Source organism: Streptomyces sp. NBC_01275, assembly GCF_026340655.1.
In the GTDB taxonomy this organism is placed as follows: Bacteria; Actinomycetota; Actinomycetes; order Streptomycetales; family Streptomycetaceae; genus Streptomyces.
Genome location: NZ_JAPEOZ010000001.1, coordinates 9106947 through 9129351 on the forward strand (window position 1 = coordinate 9106947; position 22405 = coordinate 9129351).

The 22405-nt window shown below is 73.0% G+C and carries 17 protein-coding genes; 10 read left to right on the top strand and 7 right to left on the bottom strand.

The window, feature by feature from the left end; all coding sequences use genetic code 11:
• Window positions 1–13: 13 nt before the first annotated feature.
• On the bottom strand, window positions 14–2167 hold the full coding sequence (locus tag OG562_RS40095) for a SpoIIE family protein phosphatase (RefSeq protein ID WP_266406847.1): 2154 nt from the start codon (window positions 2165–2167) through the stop codon (window positions 14–16).
• A gap of 319 nt (window positions 2168–2486) precedes the next feature.
• On the opposite strand from OG562_RS40095, the gene OG562_RS40100 reads away from it, so the two are divergent.
• The 5 genes from OG562_RS40100 to OG562_RS40120 all read left to right on the top strand — a co-directional run bounded on the left by OG562_RS40100 (window position 2487) and on the right by OG562_RS40120 (window position 8733).
• A complete protein-coding gene (locus OG562_RS40100) occupies window positions 2487–4940 on the top strand; it encodes a SpoIIE family protein phosphatase (RefSeq protein WP_266406849.1) in 2454 nt (817 codons plus the stop codon).
• Between the two features lie 75 nt (window positions 4941–5015).
• The gene (locus OG562_RS40105; protein ID WP_266406852.1) at window positions 5016–6083 is read left to right on the top strand and encodes a glucose-1-phosphate thymidylyltransferase; all 1068 of its coding nucleotides are present in this window, start codon (window positions 5016–5018) and stop codon (window positions 6081–6083) included.
• A complete protein-coding gene (gene rfbB, locus OG562_RS40110) occupies window positions 6080–7048 on the top strand; it encodes a dTDP-glucose 4,6-dehydratase (RefSeq protein WP_266406854.1) in 969 nt (322 codons plus the stop codon). The genes OG562_RS40105 and rfbB overlap by 4 nt, the downstream gene beginning before the upstream one ends.
• On the top strand, window positions 7045–7917 hold the full coding sequence (gene rfbD / locus OG562_RS40115; protein ID WP_266406855.1) for a dTDP-4-dehydrorhamnose reductase: 873 nt from the start codon (window positions 7045–7047) through the stop codon (window positions 7915–7917). Before rfbB ends, rfbD begins: the two co-directional genes overlap by 4 nt.
• A gap of 12 nt (window positions 7918–7929) precedes the next feature.
• Window positions 7930–8733 (top strand): class I SAM-dependent methyltransferase, encoded by an 804-nt coding sequence (locus OG562_RS40120; protein WP_266406857.1) that lies wholly within the window; start codon window positions 7930–7932, stop codon window positions 8731–8733.
• A 6-nt stretch (window positions 8734–8739) separates the two neighbouring features.
• Here OG562_RS40120 and rfbC read toward each other — a convergent pair whose 3' ends face one another.
• Both rfbC and OG562_RS40130 read right to left on the bottom strand, forming a co-directional pair.
• The gene (rfbC, locus tag OG562_RS40125; RefSeq protein WP_266406859.1) at window positions 8740–9339 is read right to left on the bottom strand and encodes a dTDP-4-dehydrorhamnose 3,5-epimerase; all 600 of its coding nucleotides are present in this window, start codon (window positions 9337–9339) and stop codon (window positions 8740–8742) included.
• 4 nt (window positions 9340–9343) lie between these two features.
• Entirely contained in the window at window positions 9344–11275 is a 1932-nt protein-coding gene (locus OG562_RS40130) for a glycosyltransferase family 2 protein (protein WP_266406861.1), read from the bottom strand.
• 473 nt (window positions 11276–11748) lie between these two features.
• Here OG562_RS40130 and OG562_RS40135 point away from each other — a divergent pair, with 473 nt between their 5' ends.
• On the top strand, window positions 11749–12249 hold the full coding sequence (locus OG562_RS40135) for a metallophosphoesterase (RefSeq protein WP_266406862.1): 501 nt from the start codon (window positions 11749–11751) through the stop codon (window positions 12247–12249).
• On the opposite strand, the gene OG562_RS40140 is transcribed toward OG562_RS40135, so the two are convergent.
• Window positions 12212–13366, bottom strand: a complete 1155-nt coding sequence (locus OG562_RS40140; protein WP_266406864.1) for an XdhC family protein — start codon at window positions 13364–13366, stop codon at window positions 12212–12214. The genes OG562_RS40135 and OG562_RS40140 overlap by 38 nt on opposite strands.
• 335 nt (window positions 13367–13701) lie before the next feature.
• Here OG562_RS40140 and OG562_RS40145 point away from each other — a divergent pair, with 335 nt between their 5' ends.
• Window positions 13702–15564: an endoglycosylceramidase gene (locus tag OG562_RS40145; RefSeq protein WP_266406865.1), complete on the top strand. Its 1863-nt coding sequence runs from the start codon at window positions 13702–13704 to the stop codon at window positions 15562–15564.
• A gap of 68 nt (window positions 15565–15632) precedes the next feature.
• On the opposite strand, the gene OG562_RS40150 is transcribed toward OG562_RS40145, so the two are convergent.
• The gene (locus OG562_RS40150; protein WP_266406866.1) at window positions 15633–16889 is read right to left on the bottom strand and encodes a YncE family protein; all 1257 of its coding nucleotides are present in this window, start codon (window positions 16887–16889) and stop codon (window positions 15633–15635) included.
• Window positions 16890–17070: 181 nt separating this feature from the next.
• On the opposite strand from OG562_RS40150, the gene OG562_RS40155 reads away from it, so the two are divergent.
• Window positions 17071–17736 carry a TetR/AcrR family transcriptional regulator gene (locus OG562_RS40155; protein ID WP_266406867.1) on the top strand — a complete coding sequence of 222 codons (666 nt, stop codon included), beginning with the start codon at window positions 17071–17073 and terminating at the stop codon, window positions 17734–17736.
• 85 nt (window positions 17737–17821) lie between these two features.
• Here the strand turns inward: OG562_RS40155 and OG562_RS40160 are convergent, their stop codons facing one another.
• A complete protein-coding gene (locus OG562_RS40160) occupies window positions 17822–19048 on the bottom strand; it encodes a glycosyltransferase (RefSeq protein ID WP_266409785.1) in 1227 nt (408 codons plus the stop codon).
• A 212-nt stretch (window positions 19049–19260) separates the two neighbouring features.
• Between OG562_RS40160 and OG562_RS40165 the strand changes: the two genes are divergently transcribed.
• Window positions 19261–21219: a ricin-type beta-trefoil lectin domain protein gene (locus OG562_RS40165; RefSeq protein WP_266406869.1), complete on the top strand. Its 1959-nt coding sequence runs from the start codon at window positions 19261–19263 to the stop codon at window positions 21217–21219.
• Window positions 21220–21475: 256 nt separating this feature from the next.
• Here OG562_RS40165 and OG562_RS40170 read toward each other — a convergent pair whose 3' ends face one another.
• Window positions 21476–21841 carry a nuclear transport factor 2 family protein gene (locus OG562_RS40170; protein WP_266406870.1) on the bottom strand — a complete coding sequence of 122 codons (366 nt, stop codon included), beginning with the start codon at window positions 21839–21841 and terminating at the stop codon, window positions 21476–21478.
• Between the two features lie 171 nt (window positions 21842–22012).
• On the opposite strand from OG562_RS40170, the gene OG562_RS40175 reads away from it, so the two are divergent.
• Window positions 22013–22309 carry a hypothetical protein gene (locus OG562_RS40175; RefSeq protein ID WP_266406871.1) on the top strand — a complete coding sequence of 99 codons (297 nt, stop codon included), beginning with the start codon at window positions 22013–22015 and terminating at the stop codon, window positions 22307–22309.
• The last annotated feature ends 96 nt before the right edge of the window (window positions 22310–22405 follow it).

Genomic DNA, 22405 nt, shown 5'->3' on the forward strand with positions numbered 1-22405 from the left:
CGGCGACGCCCCCTCAGCCGTCCCCCCGCGCCCTCAGCAACAGCAGCGCCACGTCGTCGAGCCGCTCCTCCGCGGCCGCGTGGTGCCCGACGAGCTCATCGGCCAGCTGCTCCAACGGCAGGTCCCCGGCGTCGCCGAGCTTCCGCCCGAGGTCGGCGACCCCCTCCTCGATGTCCACGCCCGGCGTCTCGATCAGCCCGTCGGTGTACAGGGCGAGGACACCGCCGGGGGTCAGCTCGACCTCCGTCGTCGGATACGTCGCCGTGGCGTCGATGCCCAGCAGCGGACCGCCCGCGAGATCGAGGACGCGCACCCGCCCGTCCGCCCGGCGCAGCAACGGCGGCGGATGCCCGGCCCGCGCCATGACCGCCCGCCCCCGTCCTGGGTCCAACCGCAGATACAGACAGCTGGCGAACAGCTCGGACCCGAGGTCGATCAGCAGCCGGTTGGTGCTGCGCATGACCTCCGCCGGCTCCTGGCCCACGGTCGTGTAGGCCCGTACGGCGGTACGGATCTGCCCCATCAGGCCGGCCGCGGTCACGTTGTGACCCTGTACGTCCCCGATCACCGCCGCCGGCAGCGGCTGCGAGGGCACCAGGTCGTAGAAGTCGCCGCCGATCTCCATGCCCCGGGTGGCGGGCAGATAGCGGGCGGTCGCCTCGATGCCGGGCAGCGACGGCAGCGAGTGCGGGAGGAGAGCCGCCTGGAGTCCGTGGGCGAGCTGGTGCTTCACGTCGTACAGCAGGGCGCGGTCGAGGGCCTGTGCGATCAGCCCGGCCAGCGAGGTCAGCACCGCGCGCTCGTGCGTGGAGAACGGGTGGGGTTCGGCGTAGGCCAGGACACAGGCCCCCACCGGGCGGCCAGAGGCGATCAGCGGCAGATAGGCCCAGGCGGCGAAGCCGTCCGGAGAGCCGTGCCGGAGCGGGTACAGGTGCTCCAGCTGCTGCCGGGAGTCGAAGAACGCGGGCACGCCGTGCGCGACGGCGCGCGCGCCGGGCGTCGGGGCGCTCAGCGGCATCCCGTCGAAGCGCTCCAGGACCCGCGGGTCGGGATACCCGTGGTGTCCCAGCACGTGCAGCCGGCCGGCCCGCGCCCCGAGCAGCGCCAGCGCCTCGCTGCCCACGGCCGGCGCGATCTCGTCCGCGACCAGCCCCACCACGTCCTGCACGGTCACCGTCTCGGTCAGCGCCCCCGCCATGCTCAGCGCCTGCGACATCGACACCAGCCGGGTCGGCGCGTCCCCCGAGCGCGGGTCGGCCGGAGCCGTCTCCGCCACGGCCCGGGCCCGGGTGATCCGGACGCTGAGCCCGGTGGTGCTCGGATACAGCCGGAACGACAGCCAGTCCGACGGCGGACGGAGCGCCACGAACGAGACCGCGTCCTGACTGAGCAGCGCGGCCCGGTAGCGCTCCTCGTACACGGGGTCGTTCAGCCAGGGCACGGACGCCCACAGATGGGTGCCCAGCAGCGTGCGCACCGGGACGCCCAGCAGTTCGGCCGCAGCGGCGTTGGCGAAGCCCACCCGCCCGCTGAGATCCAGGGAGCACAGTCCGTACGGCAGCCGGGCCACCATCCGCGCCGCCTCGACCGTGCCGAGCGTGTCGGAGACGCCGCCCACCGGGCCCGCGTCCAGCACGTCGTACTCGGCTTGCACGCTACGGTTGTCCGCTGCCGCCCGCTCCAGCCGCACCGCGAGCCGCTCGCAGGCCGTCGTCAGTTCCCGGCGCTCCCCGTCGGACAGCTCCGACGGATGCGAGCCGGGCCAGGTCACGAAGACCGCGCCGTACACCCGGGACGCGGTCGCCAACGGCAGCGCGGCCAGCGCGAAGGGGTACGGCAGCACCACGGCGATGCGCGGATAACGGCGGGCCATGTCCTCCTCGCCGCCGACCCACACCAGCCGCCGCTCGCGCACCGCCTCGGCGACCGGGATCGGCGCGCTCAGACCCACCCGCTCCCAGGGCGCGGCGAACGACCGGGGCAGCCCGGCCATCACCGCCATCTCCAGCACCGGGTCGTCGCCGTGGCGCAGGTACACCGCGCCGGAGTGCGCCCCCACGGCGTCCATCATCGAGGTCAGGGCCAGCGACAGCAGGGGTTGGCCGACCGGCGTTCTGACGGTCGTCGGCGTCGGACCGGACGGCTGCCCGTCGGACACGGCGACCACCTCCTCGCCCGGCGCCGCGCGGATCCCGTCGCACGGATCCCAAGCACCAAATCTGCCCCCTGCCGGCCCGACGCGCACGGCGAACGGCCCGGCACCGGGGTGCACCCCGAGGCCCGCATCGGGCCGCGCCCCCGAGGTCCGTATCGGGCCGCGCCCCCAAGGCCCGCACCGGGGCATGCCCCCAAGGCCCGCACCGGGGCATGCCCCCAAGGCCGGCACTGCGCCACGCCCCAAGGCACGCCCCAAGGCGCGCATCGCCGTGCGCATCGCCTGCGCACCGCCGCCGCAGGGGCTGCGCAGACGTCCCACAAGCGCTGTAATGACGGACGTGGCCACTGAGGGTGCTGCGGGGCGCGGAACGGGGCCCCTGCGTGCCGAAATCGCCCTCAAGACGGTCACCGCCGATCCCGCCTCGCCCGAACGGGCCCGACGCGTCCTCGAGCAGGCGCTCGTGTTCGCGGGCGCGGCGCTCGCCGCGGTGTACACGCCCGGCGACGACGGCGACGTGCTCTGTCTGGCCGAGTCGGCCGGGGTCCCCAGGACGCTGTACGGGCTGCGCGAGACCTACCCCCTCGACGGGCACTCCCCGCTCGCCGACGCCCACCGCACCGGCCGGCCCGTGTGGCTGAGCCCCCAGGAGCTCGCCGACTGCGCCGAGGCGCGCCGGATGCCCGCCCGGGACGTCCACCTGGCGGCCCTGCCCGTGCGGGACGGCGCGGGCGGCTGCCTCCTCGTCGTCAGCGAGCGGCCCGGCGGCTTCGATGCGGACGACCGCGCCTGTCTCGAACTCATCGCCGAGGCCGTCGCCTTCCCGGAGTCCGCCGTCCCCGCCGAGGGCCAGGAACTGCCCGCGGGCTCCTTCGCCCTGGCCATGGACACCGGCCGGGTGGAGGTCGGCGACGAGATCCTGGAGGTCTTCGCCATGCCCCGGTCGGACTTCGACGGGCGGGTGGAGACCCTGCTGGGGCGCACCGTCCCCGAGGACCTGCCCTCGCTGATGTCCGTCGTCGAGGCCGACCACATGTCGATCGGCGAGCGGGAGCTGGAGTTCCGGGTGCTGCGGCCCGACGGTCCGCCCAGGTGGCTCAGACTGCGCGGCCGGCTGCTGCCCGGCGGCGAGGGCCATGCGGCCCGGCTCGTCGGCACCGTCGTCGACGTCTCCACCCTGCGCGACGAGGTCACCGACGTGACCCGCGTCCAGCGCCTTGCCTCCGCGCTGGCCACCGCCCGCACCGTCCACGACGTCGGCCAGGCCGTCGTCGCCGCCCTGCGCGAACCGCTGCGGGCCGCCCGCATAGCACTCGCCGAGCTGGAGAACGAACGACTCGTCGTCACCGTCCTGGACCCGCCCGAGCCCGAGTCCTGGCCCGAGCTGTGGAGGCAGGAGTGGCGCTCGGAGTGGCCCGACGCGCCCGTGCGGGCCATGCCCACCCTGGCCGCCGCCCTGCGCGAGGGCCGCGCCCGGATCTGGCCGGCCGGCACCGCCCTGGAACCCGCCCTCGCCGAGGTCGGCCCCGGGGGCCTGGCCGTGCTGCCGCTGGCGGCCGGGGGCCGGATGGCCGGCGCCTGCGTGATCGGCTGGGACGACCCGCACGACTTCGGCCCCGACGAACGCGCCCTGCTCACCGCCTCCGCCGGCCTCGCCGGACAGGCCCTGATGCGCGCCCACGCCTTCGACGCCGAGCACGAACTCGTCGGCATGCTCCAACGCCAGCTCCTGCCGCGCCGGCTGCCCCCGCTCGCCGGCGGGATCGCCGTGGCCCGCTATCTGCCGGCCACCGCCGGCCTCGAGGTCGGCGGCGACTGGTACGACGTGATCCCGCTGCCCGACCACCACGTCGCCCTCGTCATCGGCGACGTCCAGGGACACAGCGCGGGCGCGGCCACCCTGATGGGCCAGATGCGCACCGCCCTGCGCGCCTACGCCGCCGAGGGCCACCCGCCGGACGTGGTGGTCTCCCACTCCAACCGGCTGCTGATGGAGCTGGAGACCGACCTCTTCGCCACCTGCTGCTACGTCGACGTCGACATGGAGGCCGGCACCGCCTGGTGCGTGCGCGCCGGGCACCCGCCGCCCGTCCTGCGCCACCCGGACGGCGTAACCGAGATCGCCGAGACCGACGGCGGCCCGCCGCTCGGCGTGGTGGCGCAGGCCGAGTTCCCGATGACCCCGCTGCGACTGATGCCCGGCACGGTGATCGCGCTGACCACGGACGGGCTCGTGGAGTCCGCCGCCATGGACATCGACACGGGCCTGGACCGGCTCGCGCACGGACTGTCCGTCTCCGACCCCGCCCATCTGGGCCTCGTCGCCGACGCCCTGCTGGGCAACGCCCACCGCGGCGACGACATCGCCCTGCTCCTGATGCGCTACGACGGCATGGCCGTCAAGCCGCGGCGCGAGGGCTGGACGGTCTGGCGCGTCCCCGAGGCGGCCCGCCACGCCCGCCGCTTCACCCGGCGCACCCTGCGCACCTGGGGCGTCCCGGCCGACGCCATGGACGCCGCCCTGCTCGTCGTCTCCGAGCTCGTCACCAACGCCCTCGTGCACACCGACGGACGGGTCCGCCTCGACCTCACCCTGATCGACCACCGGCTGCGCGTCGCGGTCACCGACGCCTCGCCCCGCACCCCCGTCAAACCCACCAACCCCGGCTGGGAGGCCACCGGCGGCCGCGGCATCCTCCTGGTCGAGGCGATGTCCGACGCCTGGGGCTCGCTGCCCGTCAGCGGCGGCAAACAGGTGTGGAGCGAGCTCTCGCTGGACGACTGAGCCGCGCCCCTGGCCCGGGCCCCGGGATGCGGTCCGCCCCGCGATGGAACATCGTCGGGGGGTGAGGTGAGGCAGATGAAAGCTCTCGTGCTCTCCGGCGGCGCCGGGACCCGGCTGAGGCCGATCACGCACACCTCGGCCAAGCAGCTCGTGCCGGTGGCCAACAAGGCCGTGCTCTTCTACGGCCTGGAGTCCATCGCCGCCGCGGGCGTCACCGACGTCGGAGTGATCGTCGGCGACACGGCCGACGAGATCCGCGAGGCGGTCGGCGACGGCTCGCGCTTCGGCCTGGAGATCACCTACATCCCGCAGGACCGGCCTCTCGGCCTCGCCCACGCGGTGATCGTCGCCCGCGAATTCCTCGGCGACGACGACTTCGTGATGTACCTGGGCGACAACTTCATCGTCGGCGGCATCTCCGACCTCGTCGACGAGTTCCGCAGGACCCGCCCCGACGCCCAGATCCTCCTCACCCGCGTCCCCGACCCCCGTGCCTTCGGCGTCGCCGAACTCGACGCCGCAGGGCAGGTCGTCGGCCTGGAGGAGAAGCCCGAGCATCCCAAGAGCGACCTCGCCCTGGTCGGCGTGTACCTCTTCACCCCCGCGATCCACCAGGCCGTACGCGCCGTGCGGCCGTCCCGGCGCGGCGAGCTGGAGATCACCCACGCCGTCCAGCACCTGATCGACGCCGGCGCCGACGTGCGCTGCACGATCATCAAGGGCTACTGGAAGGACACCGGGAACGTCGTCGACATGCTGGAGGTCAACCGGACCGTCCTGGAGAGCGTCGAGCGGCGGATCGACGGCGAGGTCGACGACGCCTCCGAGACCGTCGGCCGGGTCGTCGTGGAGGCGGGCGCCCGCGTCGTCAACTCACGGCTCGTCGGACCCGTCCTCATCGGCGCAGGCACCGAGGTCCGCGACTCCTACGTCGGGCCCTTCACCTCCGTCGCCGAGAACTGCCGCATCACCGACAGCGAGCTGGAGTTCTCCATCGTGCTGCGCGACTCCTCGATCGACGGGGTCGGCCGCATCGAGAACTCCCTCATCGGCCGGCACGTCGAGGTCACCCCGGCGCCCGGCGTGCCCAGCGCCCACCGTCTCGTCCTCGGCGACCACAGCAAGGTGCAGATCCACACATGAACCTCCTCGTCACCGGGGCCGCAGGCTTCATCGGCTCCACCTACGTCCGCGGCCTCCTCGCCCGCGACCCCGCCCTGGAGGTCACGGTCCTGGACAAGCTCACCTACGCCGGCACCCGCGCCAACCTGCCGGCCGGCCACCCCCGGCTGGAGTTCGTGCACGGCGACGTCTGCGACGCCGACCTCGTCGACAAGCTCATGGCCGCCGCCGACCAGGTCGTGCACTTCGCCGCCGAGTCCCACGTCGACCGCTCCATCGACGGCGCGGGGACGTTCGTACGCACCAACGTCCTCGGCACCCAGACGCTCCTTGACGCGGCCCGCCGGCACGGCGTCGGACCGTTCGTGCACGTCTCCACCGACGAGGTCTACGGCTCCATCGAGACCGGCGCCTGGCCCGAGGACCGCCCGCTGCGCCCCAACTCCCCGTACTCGGCGTCGAAAGCCTCCTCCGACCTGATCGCCCTCGCCTTCCACCGCACCCACGGCCTGGACGTCCGCGTCACCCGCTGCTCCAACAACTACGGCCCCCGCCAGTTCCCCGAGAAGCTGATCCCGCTGTTCGTGACCAACCTCCTCGACGGCGAACAGGTGCCCCTCTACGGCGACGGACGCAACGTCCGCGACTGGCTGCACGTCGAGGACCACTGCCGGGGCGTCGACCTGGTGCGGACCAGGGGCCGTCCCGGCGAGGTCTACAACCTCGGCGGCGGCGCGGAGCTGAGCAACCGCGAGCTGACCGGCCTGCTGCTCGACGCCTGCGGAGCCGGCTGGGACCGGGTCGCGTACGTCGAGGACCGCAAGGGCCACGACCTGCGCTACTGCGTCGACTGGACCAAGGCCCGCACCGAGCTCGGCTACCGGCCCCACCACGACTTCACGGCCGGCCTCGCCGAGACCGTCGCCTGGTACCGGGACCACCGCGACTGGTGGGAGCCGCTGAAGCGGGGAGCACGGCTGCCATGAGGTGGCTGGTCACGGGAGCGGCCGGGATGCTCGGCCGCGACACCGTCGAGGAGCTGACCCGGCGCGGCGCGGACGTGACGGGCCTCGACCACGCCGGCCTGGACGTCGCCCGACCCGACTCGGTGGCCCGGGCGCTGGCCGCGCACCGCCCCGACCTGGTCGTCAACTGCGCCGCCTACACGGCCGTCGACGACGCAGAGAGCGACGAGGCCCGCGCCCTGCGCGTCAACGGCGACGGCCCCCGGCTGCTCGCCCGCGCCTGCGCCGCCCACGGCGCGCGCCTCGTCCACGTCTCCACCGACTACGTCTTCGACGGCGCCGCCCGCGGCGCCCCCTACCCCGAGGACCATCCCCCGGCCCCCCGCACGGCCTACGGCCGCACCAAGCTCGCCGGCGAGCGAGCCGTCCTCACCGTCCTCCCGCACACGTCCGCGGTCCTGCGCACGGCCTGGCTCTACGGCGTCCACGGCCGCAGTTTCGTGCGCACGATGCTCGACCTGGAGGCCCGCCGCGACACCGTCGACGTCGTCGACGACCAGCGCGGCCAGCCCACCTGGAGCGCGGACGTCGCCGCCCGCATCGCCGACCTCGGGCCGCTCGAAGGCCGGGGCGCGACCGGCGTCTTCCACGCCACCGCGGCCGGTGACGCCACCTGGTACGAGCTGGCCCGCGAGGTGTTCCGCGGCATCGGCGCCGACCCGGACCGGGTACGCCCCACCGGCGGCGACGCCTTCCCCCGCCCCGCGCCCCGCCCGGCGTACAGCGTCCTCGGGCACGCCCGCTGGCGGGAGACCGGTCTGCCGCCGCTGCGGGACTGGCGCACCGCCCTGCACGAAGCCCTGCCGCTGATCCGCAAGGAAGCCCTCTAAAGGAGCCCGTCCGTGAAACGCCATGAGTTCCTGCGGGAACTGCACAAGGTCACCGCCAACCGCACCTACCTGGAGATCGGCGTCAACGACGGCCGCAGCCTGCGGCTGTCCCGCGTCCCCAGCATCGCCGTGGACCCCGCGTTCAAGGTGACCTCGGAGATCCGCTGCGACGTCCACCTGGTGAAGGCCACCAGCGACGACTTCTTCGCCCGCCCCGACCCCCTCGCCCACCTCAGGGGCGGCCGCAACCCGCTGCGCAACCTCGCCCGCGGCCGCCATCCGCTGGGCCACTGGCGCCGTACGACGCTCGACCTGTCGTTCATCGACGGCATGCACCTGTTCGAGTACGCGCTGCGCGACTTCGTCAACGTCGAGCGGCACTCCGACTGGGCGAGCGTGATCGTCCTGGACGACATGCTGCCCCGCAGCGTCGACGAGGCCGCCCGCGACCGCCACACCACCGCCTGGACCGGCGACGTCTACAAGATCACCGAGATCCTCGAACGCCACCGCCCGGACCTCGTCACCGTCCTGGTCGACACGCAGCCCACCGGCCAGCTCCTCGTCTTCGGCGCGAACCCGCGCAACACCGTGCTGCACGAGAAGTACGAGGAGATCGTCGCCGAGTACGACGTGCCCGACCCGCAGAAGGTCCCCGAGACGGTCCTGGACCGGGTGCGCACGGTGGACCCGCAGGCCCTGCTGGACGCGGGCTTCTGGCGGCCCCTCGTGCGGGCCCGCAACCGCGGCCTGAACCGCTCCCGGGGCTGGGAGCCGCTGCGCGGCGCGCTGCAACAGGCACTCCTCAGCCGCTGACCCCCGTCAGCCGCTGACGCGCAGCCGCGCGTAACGGTCCAGGCAGGAGGCGTACGACGGCAGCAGCCCCGACGCCTCCGCCTCGGCCAGCGACGGCGCCCGCGCGTCCTTCGGGGACAGCACCGGCTCCACGCCCCGCGGCCAGGCGATCCCCAGTCCGGGGTCGAGCGGATGCACCGTGTGCTCGCGCTCGGGCGCGTACCCGGTCGAGCACAGGTAGACCACGGTGGCGTCGTCGGTCAGGGCCAGGAAGGCGTGGCCGAGCCCCTCGGCGAGGAACACGGCATGCCGGGCGTCGTCGTCCAGCCGGACCGCCACCCAGCGTCCGAACCCGGGCGAGCCCACCCGCAGGTCGACGGCCACGTCCAGCACCGCGCCCCGCACACAGGTGACGTACTTGGACTGGCCCGGCGGCACGTCGGCGAAGTGCACCCCGCGCAGCACGCCCCGGCGCGAGACGGAGCAGTTGGCCTGGGCGAGCCCCAGGCCGTGGTCGGCGACCTCGCGCAGCTCCGCCTCGCGATACCACTCGTGGAAGCTGCCCCGCTCGTCGGGGAACACCTCGGGCTCCAGCACCCAGGCCCCGTCGATCTCCAGCTGCCGCATGCCGTCACTCCCTTCGTGCCATGATCCTGCCGAGCATCCGGTGCACGGCGCGCCGCGCTCTGCGGGCGAGCCGTCGGGCGCCGCCGGGGCGGGGCGCCGGGACCGGGCGGACGCCGTCCGCGCCGACGCGCAGGGCGACGGGAAGCGGGTGGAAGCGTGCCCCGTCCCCGTCCGGGGTGAGACAGAGCGCCGTCAGCCAGGTCCGGCCGGTCAGGTCCCCGACCGGGAGCAGGGCCTCCAGCCGGCCGCCCGGGGAGAGCGCCGCGAACACCTCGCGGGAGCTCCCCGACTTCGCCGCGGTCAGTCGCAGCAGAACGTCGGCGGCCTCGGGCACGTACAGGGGCAGGACGGCGCGGATCCGGTCCCCGGCGACGGTGAACTCCCCGGGGGTCAGCCGGCCCAGACCGAGCCGTTTGCCCGCGCGCCCGACGTCCAGCGCGAGGCCGGCGTGCCGGTCGGTCCAGTACGGGAGCACCACCCGGCCCGCGACGAGCCCGGCGTGCGGGGCGGGCCGGTCGTGCCGGGGCGCCGGGCCCAGCCGCAGCTCCTTGGTCCAGCCGCCGAGGCCGACGCGGACGTAGACGTCCCACAGGCCGTCGCCGGGCGGGCTGCCGCTCACGGCCGTCGCGGGGTCCACGGCGGCCGTCGCCCGCAGCACCAGCCGCACCCGGCTGCCGTCGCCGGCCGGCACCGTCTCGCGGACGACCTCCACCGGCTGGAAGTACTGGGCGGAGCTGGCGCGGTCCCGCAGCAGCAGGTCCGGCACGGCCCGGCCGAACCGGCCCACGGTGTCCTCGCCCAGCCACCGCACCGCCTCGGCGACGTCCCGTGGCGGCCACTGCGGGGAGCCCCCGGCTGCCGGGAACGTCATCGGCCCGCCGTCGTGGGTGAGTTCGGCGGCGAAGGCGATCCGCAGCGCGCCGTCGCGCCACTCGACGCCCTCCGGGTCCACGGCGAGCCCGACGCCCGCCTCCCACTCCGCGAACGCGACGACGTCGTCGTAGCGCCCGTCGGCGGCCAGCGCGGCGACCACCCGCTGGGTGGGCTGGAGCGGCGCGGCCACCCCCGGCCCGAAGCGCTCGACGACGACCCCGTGGATCTCCTCGAACAGCTCCCTGCGGTAGTCCTCGGGCAGTTTCAGGAAACGTCTGCCGCGCAGCCGCTCGACCATCTCCACGCGCAGCCAGCGCCGGAACAGCCGGTCGCGCACCGGGCCCGGCTCGGTGTACCGCTCGACGACGTCGAGGGCCTCGCGCAGGTTCTTGAAGTACCCGACCGGGTCGAAGCGCTGGAAGCCGGCGTTCGCGTCGTCGTCGCGCCGGACGTGGTAGTAGCAGACGTAGTCGCTGAGGACGGCGACGTTGTCCGCGCGCAGATAGGCCTCCGTGACGAAGACATGGTCCTCGAGGCGGCGCCGGCCCTCGGGGAAGCGCAGGCCGGTGCGGTCCAGGAACGCCCGGCGGACCATCTTGTGCGGGGTGAGGCTGTCGATGAGCGGCGCGTTCTCCACGGTGGCGCGGGGGCGGTTGGTCCGGAACAGCTCCACCGGCACCGAGCGGCCCCGGCCGGCCATCTTGCCCACGACCACGTCGGCGTCATGGGCGATCCCGTAGGCGTACATCCGCTCCAGGGCCTCGTCGCCGAGGTGGTCGTCGTTGTCGACGAACATCACGAACTCGCCCCGGGAGGCGTCGATGCCGACGTTGCGGGGCCGGCCCGACCAGCCGGAGTTCTCCTGGTGGACGACCCGCACCCGGGGGTCCTCGGCGGCGAGCGCGTCGAGGCGGGCCGGGGTGGCGTCCGTGGAGCCGTCGTCGACGAAGATCACTTCGTACTCGTCCGGCGGCAGCGACTGGCGCAGCAGCGAGGCGATGCAGTCCTCGATGTAGGGACCGGGGTTGTAGACGGGGACGATGACGCTGACCTTGACCGGCATCGGGCTCCTGGCCCCCCTTTGGGATCTTTGCCGTGTGGCGGGTGCGCCTGGCCCGATGCTAACCCCGCCGTCGGCGGCGCACCTGTCGTGCCGAGCGGCAGGGGGGGTGCGCGGGGCGGCCGAGGGGCGGGGCCGGTGGCAGGGGGGGTGTGTCGGGCGGTGGGGGGAGTGTGCGGGGTGGCAGGGGGGTGTGTCGGGCGGTGGGGGGAGTGTGCGGGGTGGCAGGGGGGTGTGTCGGGCGGTGGGGGGAGTGTGCGGGGTGGCAGGGGGGTGTGTCGGGCGGTGGGGGGAGTGTGCGGGGTGGCAGGGGGGTGTGTCGGGCGGTGGGGGGAGTACGCCGGGTGGAAGCGGGATGCGCCGGGTGGCAGGGGGTTGTGTCGGGCCGTAGGGGGACCGTGTCGGGAGGCAGAAGGGTGCGGCGCGGCGACCCGCAGGCCGCGCCGGGGCGGGCCGCCCCGCCGTAGGCTGACGCCGTGCGTCTGCTCCTCATGTCCGACACCCATCTGCCCCGGCGCGCCAAGGACCTCCCGCCCCCGCTGCTCGACGCGACGGGGCAGGCCGACGTCGTGATCCACGCCGGGGACTGGGTCGACACGGCGACGCTCGACCTGCTGGAGAGCCGCAGCGCTCGCCTGATCGGCGTGTACGGCAACAACGACGGCCCCGAGCTGCGCGCCCGGCTCCCCGAGGTCGCGTACGCCGACCTCGGCGGACTGCGTTTCGGCGTCGTCCACGAGACGGGCCCGGCCCAGGGCCGCGAGGCCCGCTGCGCCGCCCGCTTCCCCGACCTCGACGTCCTCGTCTTCGGCCACAGCCACATCCCCTGGGACACCACCGCCCCCGGCGGTCTGCGCCTGCTCAACCCCGGCTCCCCGACCGACCGCCGTCGCCAGCCGCACTGCACCTACCTGACCGCCACGGCGACCGACGGCAGCCTCACGGACGTACTCCTGCACCGCCTGCCGACCCGCTGAGCCCGCTTCCCGCGGCGGCGTCCGGCCGGTGGATCGCCCCCGTCGCCGCCGTCAGCGGGGCGCCGGTGCCGCCCCAGCGCAGGGCGATGATCTCGGCGGCCACCGACACGGCCACCTCCTCCGGAGTACGGGCCCCCAGGTCGAGCCCGACCGGAGAGCGCAGCCGGGACAGCTCGGCGTCCGTGAGCCCGGCCTCGACGAGCCGCGCGCGGCGGTCGTCGTGGGTACGGCGGCTGCCCATCGCCCCGATGTACGCGGCCGGCCGGCGCAGCGCCTCCTGAAGCAGCGGCACATCGAACTTCGGGTCGTGGGTGACCACGCAGATCACCGTGCGTTCGTCGGTGTCCGTGCCCCGCAGATAGCGGTGCGGCCAGTCCACGACCACCTCGACGCCGGCCGGGAACCGGGCGGCCGTGGCGAACGCCGGCCGGGCGTCGCACACAGTGACCCGGTAGCCGAGGAAGTCGCCGATCCGGGCCACCGCGGCCGCGTAGTCGATGGCCCCGAACACCAGCAAGCGCGGCGGCGGCGCGAACGCCTGCAGGAACACCGAGACCGCGTCCTCGCGCCGCTGTCCGCGCGGCCCGTAGTGCCGTACGCCCGTGGCGCCGACGGCGAGTCCGCCGCGCGCGTCGGCCGTCACCGCCGCGTCCAGACCCGGCGCGCCCAGGGTGCCGGAGGTCCGCTCCGGCCAGACCGCGAGCGTCGCCCCGTGCGGTGCGGGTCCGTCGGTCACCGTCGCCACGGTCACCGGCTCGCCCGCGGCGACCGCCTCGGCGACCTGCCCGAAGGAGGGATCGAGGCCGGGGGACACGGGACGCACCAGCAGCGTGATCTCACCGCCGCACGTCAGCCCCACCGCGAACGCGTCCTCGTCGCTGTAGCCGAAGGTCTCCAGCCGCGCCCGTCCGCTCGCTGCGACCTCCCGGGCCAGCTCGAACACCGCGCCCTCCACACAGCCCCCCGACACACTGCCGACGACCTCGCCGTCCGGCCCCACCGCCATGGCCGCGCCCGGACCGCGCGGCGCGCTGCCGCCGACGGCGACCACGGTCGCGAGCCCGAACGGCGCACCGGCCGCGTACCAGCCGGCGAGCGCCGGGAGAAGGTCACGCACGGTCCGCTCCCTTCCGGTCGCCGGAGATCGACCGTCCTGGCCGACCGTCCGGGTCGGCAGACCTGATCGGCAGACCTGATCTACGGGCCTGATCGACGTGCCTGATCGACGTGCCTGATCTACGGGCCTCTTCGCACGTTAATCCGTCGCCGCCCGGCCCGCCGCTCTGCTGCCCGGCGACACGGAGAGTGACTCGGCTGCACCGCAAGGAGCGCCTGTTGAAGGTGACGGGCCGAGTGAACACGTGAGGTGAACCACTGAGACGGAAAAGATGAAACTTACTCATGAGTCACGTGGTATTGACTGAGTCCGGAAATCGCCAGACTGTAGTGGACATGCCGAATTTCCGGGCTCGTCTGCTCGCTGTTCTGGTCGTCCTCTGCGGACTCTGCGGGTTCTTGACTGCGGCGAGCGCGCCGTCCGTCGCCGCCGCCGCCTTCACCGACTCCCTCTCCTTCGACGGCACCCCCCTCACCGTGTCCGGCGGCCGTTTCGTCGACGCGGGCGGCCGCGAGGTCGTGCTGCGCGGCTACAACGTCTCCGGCGAGACCAAACTGGCCGAGAACAGCGGCCTGCCCTTCGCCTCGGTCGCCGACGCCAAGAAGTCGGCGACCGCCCTGCGCGCCCTCGGCGGCGGCAACTCTGTCCGCTTCCTGCTCTCCTGGGCCTACGCCGAACCGGTGAAGGGCCAGGTCGACACCGCCTACCTGGCCGCGGCGACCGCACAGATGCGCGCCTTCCTCGACGCGGGCATCCGGGTCTACCCCGACTTCCACCAGGACCTCTACTCCCGCTACCTGTTCAACTCGGGCAGCTGGTACACCGGCGACGGCGCCCCCGCGTGGGCGGTGGCACTGGGCGGCTACTCCGCCGAGTCCTGCGGCATCTGCTTCGTCTGGGGGCAGAACATCACCCAGAACGGCGCGGTGAAGGCCGCCCAGTACGACTTCTGGCACAACAACTACGGCCTCCAGGACTACTTCCTCGCCACGGCCCAGAAGACCATGGCGTACATCAAGGCCAACCTCACCACCGAGGAGTTCAACGGCGTCCTGGGCTTCGACCCCTACAACGAGCCCTACGCCGGCACCTACGACTCCGGCCAGGCCAGCCGCACCTGGGAACAGAACCTGCTGTGGCCCTTCTACGTGAAGTTCCGGGCCCGTATGGACGCGGCCGGCTGGACCGACAAGCCCGCCTTGGTCGAGCCGAACCTCTTCTGGAACGGCAACGTCAGCAAGGAGGAGGGAGGCCTGCTCGACGCGGGCACCCTCGGCTCCCGGTACGTCTTCAACACCCACTTCTACGACCAGAAGGCCATCTCCGGCATCCTGATGTGGGGCAACGCCGCGGACGGCCAGTACGTCAGTGACTTCGGCACCGTCCGCGACCGGGCCTCGGCGGCCGGGACGACGGCGATCGTCAGCGAGTTCGGTCATCCCCTGAACGGCAGCACCGCCGGCAAGGCGCCGACCGTGCTGAAGGCGATGTACCAGGCCCTCGACTCCCGGGTGAAGGGCGCGAGTTGGTGGTCGACGCCCGCTGCCTCGGGCCCGGTCCTGTCCGGTTCGCAGTGGCAGTGGGACATCTACAACGGCCGCCACCACGAGTTGATGAACGGCAACGCCGACAAGGTGCAGACCTCCGGCGACGGCTGGAACGACGAGGACCTCTCCGCCGTACGCCTCGACGACAGCGGCACGGCGACGCTCCGTCAGGACGCCCGTCTCCTCGACCGGATCTACCCGTCCGCCACCGCCGGCACGACCGTCGCCTTCACCTACGAGGACCGCTCCCGCGACGGCTCCACCACCCTCACCTGGAACCCGGTGCCCAGCACCCTGCCCAACACCGCCCAGCTCGTCGGCTCCGGGCAGTACAGCGTGCTGGTGTGGCGCTCCAACGGCGCCACCGCGCCCACCGAGCTCCATCTGCCCGCGTCCTTCCCGACCGCCTCGACCACGGTCGTCTCCGACCTCGGCACGGTCTACGGCCCCCCGGCCTACACGACCTCCACGAAGATCGCCGCGGCCGCTGAACCGGGCGGCACGGGCAGCCGTCGGCTGTTGCTCAGCACGACGGACTCCGGTGCGGTGCACTACGCGCTGGTGACCAACGGCGCGACCTCCCCGTCCGCGACCCTGCTGGCCGCGGCCCGCAGCGAGCTGGCGGCGTGGGTGGCCTCGAAGGTGGGCTGACCGGCCGGAAGCAGAGAAAGGTGGGCGGCGGGCTCCTTGCCCGCCACCCACCGTCGGTTCGGCCCCCGTCAGCTGCCGGTTCCGGTCCAGTCCGCGGCGACATGGCCGAGGCGGACCCGCTGCGGGTGGTCGCCCACCGGGATGGACAGGACCTTCTGGCCGGTGGCGAAGTCGATCGCCGTGACCTGGTCGGCGCCGCTCTCGGAGATCACGCAGTCCTTCCCGTCACCGCTGACCGTGGCCCAGTACGGCTTGGACGCGGGGACGAGCGGTCCCTCCTGGAGGGTGGCGCGGTCCACGACGGTCGCGTAGTCGTCCATCGTGCCCGCGACGCACAGCTTGGTGCCGTCCGGCTTCATCGAGATGCCGTGGTGGCGCGAGTCGTTGACGAACGTGGTGCGGTCGTCGCTGGTCGCCGGGTTCTTCGGCAGCGTCTTCGTCCGGGTGATGCGGTCCGTGGCCAGGTCGTACTCGAAGAAGCCGTTGAAGAACGACACCTGGAAGTACAGCTTGGACTCGTCCGGCGAGAAGACGGCCGGGCGCACGGCGTCCGAGTAGTCGGTGAGGCCGATCGCGTCCAGCTTGTCCCGCATGTCGATGATCTTGACCTGCTTGTACGTGGTCGCGTCGACGACGGTGATGTGCCGGTCGCCCTTCGTGAAGTCCTGCCACGGGGCGTCCTGCGAGGTGTTCACGTCGCCGATCGCCATGTTGTAGATGTACTTGCCGTCCTTGGTGAAGATGTTCTCGTGCGGCTTGTCGCCGGTTTTGAACGAGCCGAGCTGCTTGCCGGTGAGGATGTCCAGGACGTGCACGGTGTTCGAGATCGACGCGGAGACCGCGACCCGGGTGCCGTCGGGGGAGACGGCCATGTGGTCGGAGCGGTAACCGGACACCGGGAAGCGCCAGTTGATGGCCCCGGTGGCCAGGTTGATCGAGACCACGTCGGCGAAGCTGGGCCGGGAGACGACCACCGACGTGCCGTCCGGCGTGGAGTACATGTCGTCGACGAACTGGTCGTGGCCCTCGCCGACGCCGTTGCGGATGGCCTGGAAGTAGATCCACTTGATCGGGTCGGCGTTGATCTCCGCCATCCGGGCGGCCTTGTCGGGTATCACGTTGATCCGGCCGATCTTCGCGAAGTCACCGGTGGACTTGATGACGTCCGAGGTGCCCTCCCAGTTGTTGCCCACGAACATCACCTCGCGCAGCGCGGCGGCGTTCGAGGCGTCGGACGCGGCACTGGCGACGGCCGCGGGGGCGGTGACGGTCAGGACGAGGGCGGCGGCTACGGAGCAAAGGTGCCTGGATCTGAAGGCAGCCATGACTGCTCTCTCCTCTGGAGTGGCGAAAAGTGGGGGCTGGGCGAGCGGCCCGTCCGAATCTGAACACGACCGCGTTCAGAATGGACTTACTGGAAAGTAAGGAAGGGGTGCCCTTCGCCACAAGAGTCCGTACACGACAAAATTGGCGGCGGGGGGAGCACGGAACGACGAGGGAGGGTCAGTGACGGGCAGGCTCAGGCCGCCGACCGGCCGGTACGGCGGCAAGACCGCGACCGAGCGGCAGATCGAGCGGCGCGGCAGATTTCTGGACGCGGCGCTGCAACTGTTCGGGGACGCCCCCGGCTACCGCGGCACGACGGTCGCCTCGCTCAGCGAGGCGGCCGCCCTCTCCACCCGCCAGTTCTACGAGGAGTTCCGCACCCTCGAGGACGTGCTGGCGGCGCTGCACCTCCAGGTCAACGACTGGGCCGAGGAAGCGGTCCTGGCCGCCTTCGCCGAGGCGACGGACCTGCCGCTGGCCGAGCGGGTCACCGCGATCTTCCGCGCCTACGCCGGCAACGTCACCGGGGACCCGCGCCGCATCCGCATCACCTTCGTCGAGATCGTCGGCGTCAGCCCACGGCTGGAGGAGCAGCGGCTGGCCCGCCGCGCCCGCTGGGTCGAGCTGATCTGCGCCGAGGCGACGGCGGCCGCGTCCCGCGGCGAGGCGGCCCCCCGCGACTACCGCCTCGCGGCCACGGCCTTCATCGGCAGCGTCAACGGCCTCCTGCACGACTGGAGCGCCGGCTGGGTCGAGGCGACCCTGGACGAGGCCGTGGACGAACTGGTCCGGCAACTCCTGGGGATCCTGCGCCCCGCGGGGTGGAGTCCAGCGGCGCCCGAGTGACGGGGTCGGGAGTCCGTGGCTGCGAAGGGCAGGGATTGCTTCTTGCCGTCACCCCGCCGCCCCACCGTCACCCGCCGCCCTCCCGTCACCCCAGCCGCCCCACCGCCTCCACGACGCGCCCCACCCCGTCCTCCGCCCGCACCCGAACCCCCAACTCCCGCGCCCGCTCCCGGAAGGCGATCTCGTGCGTCGCCCGTGTCAGTGCCGCGGCCAGCGTCTCGGCCGTCAGGGCCCGTAGCGGAAGCACTCCGGGGGCCACGCCCAGGGTGACCAGGCGGTCGGCCCAGAAGCCCTCGTCGAACTGGATCGGGATCGGGACCGCGGGCACTCCCGCGCGGACCCCGGCCGCCGTCGTGCCCGCGCCGCAGTGGTGGATCACAGCCGCGGTCTCGGGGAAGAGCAGGGCGTGCGGGACCTCGTCGACGGTCAGCATGTCGTCGCCGTCGGCCGCCAGTCCCGCCCAGCCGCGCTGGATGACCCCGCGCAGCCCGGCCCGCCGCAGTCCCGCCACGATCTCGGCGCTCAGCCGCCCCGGGTCGGGCACCGTGGCGCTGCCCAGGCCCACGAAGACCGGCGGCGGCCCCGCGTCCAGGAAGTCCCGCACCTCGGACGGGAGCCGGCTGGCGCGGTCGTACGGCCACCAGTAGCCGGTGACGTCCAGACCCGCCCGCCAGTCCCGGGGCCGGGGCACCACCAGCGGGCTGAACCCGTGCAGGACCGGCCAGTCGCGTTCCCGCGCCCGCAGCCCGGCGCCCGGACGGCGTACGGGGGGCAGCCCCAGCCGGGTGCGGACCGCCGGCAGCGCCGGGGCGAAGATCTGCTCGACGGCCAGGGCGACGCCGTGCCCGGCGAGCCGGTTGCCGACCGTTCCCCAGGAGCCGCCCCCGAGCATCGGCGGCGCGAACTCCCGGGTCGGGGCGACGGGTTGGAGGTAGAGTCCGACGCTCGGCAGGGACAGCCCCTCGGCGACGGCGTGCCCCAGCGGCGCCAGCGAGGCGGACAGCAGCAGGACGTCGCTGGTGCGGGCGGCGGTCACCAGGTCGTCGGTCATGGTCCCGACCAGCGCCCGCGCCATCCGCGCCACCCGCAGCAGCTTGCCCGGGCCGGTGCTGCTGCGGTGCAGCCCCCGGCCCCGCTCGGACTCCAGCTCCGCCCGCGGGTCGACGGGCAGGGCGTGGAAGCCCACCCCCGAGCCGCTCACCAGCGGCGCGAACCGCTCGTGGGTGACCAGGGTGACCTCGTGGCCGGCGCGCACGAGAGCGTGCCCCAGCCCGGTGAAGGGGGCGACGTCGCCCCGGGAGCCCGCTGTCATGATCGCCACTCGCACGACGGACAGTATGGCGGCGTCCGGTCCGGTACGGGGTCAACGACCCTGTAAATGCAGCCACTTGAGTCACGGCACGCGATTCCCGCTGCTTCTGTCACAGGCGTTGACTTCACTCACCGGTAGCTCTACGTTCGGCGCGCAAAACACGTTCGGTTCGCCGACATACGTTCGAGATTTCGAATTTCCGGAGCCGCCGCATGCTTCCCCCACAGCGTCCCCGCCTCGTCCGGCGTTGCAGAGCCGCCGCCGTACGGGTCCTCGTCATGGTGCTGACCGCGACCGCCGCCCTGCTGTTCGCCCAGCCGGGCCCGGCCCAGGCCGCGACCTCACGTCAGATCGCCGTGCCGAGCGCCCCGATGGGCTGGGCGTCCTGGAACAGCTTCGCCGCCAAGATCGACTACAACGTCATCAAGCAGCAGGTCGACGCGTTCGTCGCCGCGGGCCTGCCGGCGGCCGGGTACCAGTACATCAACATCGACGAGGGCTGGTGGCAGGGCACCCGCGACAGCGCGGGCAACATCACCGTCGACACGGCCGAGTGGCCCGGCGGCATGAGCGCCATCGCCGACTACATCCACAGCAAGGGCCTCAAGGCCGGCATCTACACGGACGCCGGCAAGGACGGCTGCGGCTACTACTACCCCACCGGCCGTCCGGCCGCCCCGGGCAGCGGCAGCGAGGGCCACTACGAGCAGGACATGCTTCAGTTCTCCCAGTGGGGCTTCGACTTCGTGAAGGTCGACTGGTGCGGCGGCGACGCCGAGGGCCTCGACGCGCCGACGGCGTACACCGCGATCAGCGGCGCCGTCACCAAGGCGGCGGCCGCCACAGGCCGCCCGCTGACCCTCTCGATCTGCAACTGGGGCTACCAGAACACCTGGAACTGGGCCCCGGGCCTGGCCCCCATGTACCGGACCAGCACCGACATCATCTACTACGGCAACAACCCGTCGATGACGAACCTGCTGTCCAACTTCGACCAGGGCCTGCACCCCACCTCCCAGCACACCGGCTACTACAACGACCCGGACATGCTGATGGTCGGCATGACCGGCTTCACCGCCGCCCAGAACCGCACCCACATGAACCTGTGGGCCATGTCCGGCGCGCCCCTCCTCGCCGGCAACGACCTCAGCACGATGACCACGGAGACGGCCGGCATCCTCAAGAACCCCGAGGTCATCGCCGTGGACCAGGACGCGCGCGGCCTCCAGGGCGTCAGGGTCGCCGAGGACGCCACCGGGCTGCAGGTGTACGGCAAGGTGCTCGCCGGCTCCGGCAAGCGCGCGGTCGTCCTACTCAACCGGACCTCCGCCGCCCAGAACATCACCGTCCGCTGGTCCGACCTCGGCCTGACGAACGCCTCCGCGACCGTCCGTGACCTGTGGGCCCGCGCCGACGTCGGCTCGTACGGCACGAGCTACACCGCGAACGTCCCCGCGGGCGGCTCGGTGATGCTCACCGTCACCGGCGGCGCCGAGGCGTCGGGCAGCACGTACACCGGCACGTCGAGCTTCTCCGGCGTGGTCGCCGGCAGCACCGGCCTGAAGGTCGTCGACGTCGCCTACACCAACACCGCCGCCACCGCCCGTACCGCGACCCTCAAGGTCAACGGCCAGACGGCGACCACGGTCTCCTTCCCGCCGACCGGGTCCGCGCAGGGCACGATCAGCCTCCAGGTCGCCCTGTCGAAGGGCTCGTCGAACACCTTGGCCTTCACCGGCGCCCCGACCCTCGCCGACATCACCGTCAAGCCCCTGCCGGGCATGAACGGCGCCCTGGTCGTCGGCACACAGTCCGGCCGCTGCCTGGACCTGTTCAACAGCACCATCGCCAAAGGCACTCAGGCCGAGCTGTGGGACTGCAACGGCGGCTCCAACCAGGCCTGGACGTACACCTCCCGCAAGGAACTGGTGGTGTACGGCAACAAGTGCCTGGACGCCTACAACCTGGGCACGACCAACGGCACGAAGGTCGTGATCTGGGACTGCAACGGCCAGAACAACCAGAAGTGGAACGTCAACAGCGACGGCACGATCACCAACGTCAACGCGGGGCTGTGCCTGGACGCCAGCGGCGCGGGCACGGCCAACCGCACCCCGATGGTCCTGTGGACCTGCGCCGGCGCCGACAACCAGAAGTGGACGCTGACCTGACCGTCAGAACGCCTCGCAGCGCGTCCCGCCGTTCATGACGACCGGCGGGACGCGCCCGTCCGGTGGCGTGGGCGGTGGCGTGCCGCATGCAGTGCCGTCCGCACCAGCGCGGCGGACGCGCGCCGGCCTGCCGCCGAGGTCGGCACGGGCAGCAGCCGTCGGGCCGGGCGCGACCGCCCGAGCCGTGCCCGGACCGAGAAGTTCCAGGTCAGGCGGGAGGAGGCCTGGACCCCGGCGAACCTCCTCCCGGCGCGCCTTACTCGTCCCATGCCTGGATCAGGATCTGTTCGACGATCTTGCCGTCGCGCAGCGTGACCATCGACTCGGCGAGGACGCGCACCCCGTCCGCGTACTGGCAGGACTCGCTGTAGGCGGCCCGGTCGCCCTGCACGATGCACTCCTCCAGCTTGTGCGTCATGTCCCGGCTGTAGACGTCCTCGAGCATCTGTGCGATCTCGTCCCGGCCGTGCAGGACCTTGGGACTGCTGGGCTGGGTGTTGTGGTCGACGACGCGCAGTTCCGCGTCGTCCGCGTAGAGCGACAGCAATGCCGTCGCGGTGTGTCCTTCTACGCCCCTGCGTAGGGTCTCGGTGTCGAAGGCGGAGCCTGCCGCGGTGCCCATGATGACCTCCTCGGAGGGTCGCGGACCGAGGGGAGCCGATCCGCCCGGCCCTCACCTTCGAGACTCCTCCGCCGCACCGGCCTCGGCAAGCGCAGCCGACGCGATCCGCCTGTCGGGTGAGCGGCGGCGCCCGACCGTGTCCACGACGGCCTCCGGCGCGTTGCTGAGGGCATGATCTCCACTCGACGCATCGTCGCCATCGCCGCTCTCGCCGCCGGGGTCACGGGCCTCGCCGCGCCCCTGGCGAGCGCGGCCGAAGCCCCGGACGGCAAGCTGCACCCGCTGACCATGCTGGACTCCCTCGCCGCGAGCGAACTGCCCGCGGGGCGCCAGGGAGAGCTCCCCAAGGTCTCCCAGCAGCTGTCCGAGGTGAAGAAGGTGAACCAGCTCGAGAAGCTGAGCGAGCTGCACCAGATCACCGACCTCGCCGCCCCCGTCACCGGGCTGCTGCCCGCCGTCGAGGCCTGAGCGGCACCGGCTCGACCCCTGGGGCCGCCCGGACGACGTCCGGGCGGCCCCAGTCGTGTGTCGGCGTGGTGGGACTTGTGCGGCGGCGAAATCGAC

Excerpts from the sequence above, each read along its gene's own strand:
- OG562_RS40100 (WP_266406849.1), top strand. The coding sequence starts at position 2,487 with ATGACGGACGTGGCCACTGAGGGTGCTGCGGGGCGCGGAACGGGGCCC.
- OG562_RS40105 (WP_266406852.1), top strand. The coding sequence starts at position 5,016 with ATGAAAGCTCTCGTGCTCTCCGGCGGCGCCGGGACCCGGCTGAGGCCG.
- rfbB (WP_266406854.1), top strand. The coding sequence starts at position 6,080 with ATGAACCTCCTCGTCACCGGGGCCGCAGGCTTCATCGGCTCCACCTAC.
- rfbD (WP_266406855.1), top strand. The coding sequence starts at position 7,045 with ATGAGGTGGCTGGTCACGGGAGCGGCCGGGATGCTCGGCCGCGACACC.
- rfbC (WP_266406859.1), bottom strand. The coding sequence starts at position 9,339 with ATGCGGCAGCTGGAGATCGACGGGGCCTGGGTGCTGGAGCCCGAGGTG.
- OG562_RS40130 (WP_266406861.1), bottom strand. The coding sequence starts at position 11,275 with ATGCCGGTCAAGGTCAGCGTCATCGTCCCCGTCTACAACCCCGGTCCC.
- OG562_RS40145 (WP_266406865.1), top strand. The coding sequence starts at position 13,702 with ATGCCGAATTTCCGGGCTCGTCTGCTCGCTGTTCTGGTCGTCCTCTGC.
- OG562_RS40150 (WP_266406866.1), bottom strand. The coding sequence starts at position 16,889 with ATGGCTGCCTTCAGATCCAGGCACCTTTGCTCCGTAGCCGCCGCCCTC.
- OG562_RS40160 (WP_266409785.1), bottom strand. The coding sequence starts at position 19,048 with ATGACAGCGGGCTCCCGGGGCGACGTCGCCCCCTTCACCGGGCTGGGG.
- OG562_RS40165 (WP_266406869.1), top strand. The coding sequence starts at position 19,261 with ATGCTTCCCCCACAGCGTCCCCGCCTCGTCCGGCGTTGCAGAGCCGCC.
- OG562_RS40170 (WP_266406870.1), bottom strand. The coding sequence starts at position 21,841 with ATGGGCACCGCGGCAGGCTCCGCCTTCGACACCGAGACCCTACGCAGG.
- OG562_RS40175 (WP_266406871.1), top strand. The coding sequence starts at position 22,013 with ATGATCTCCACTCGACGCATCGTCGCCATCGCCGCTCTCGCCGCCGGG.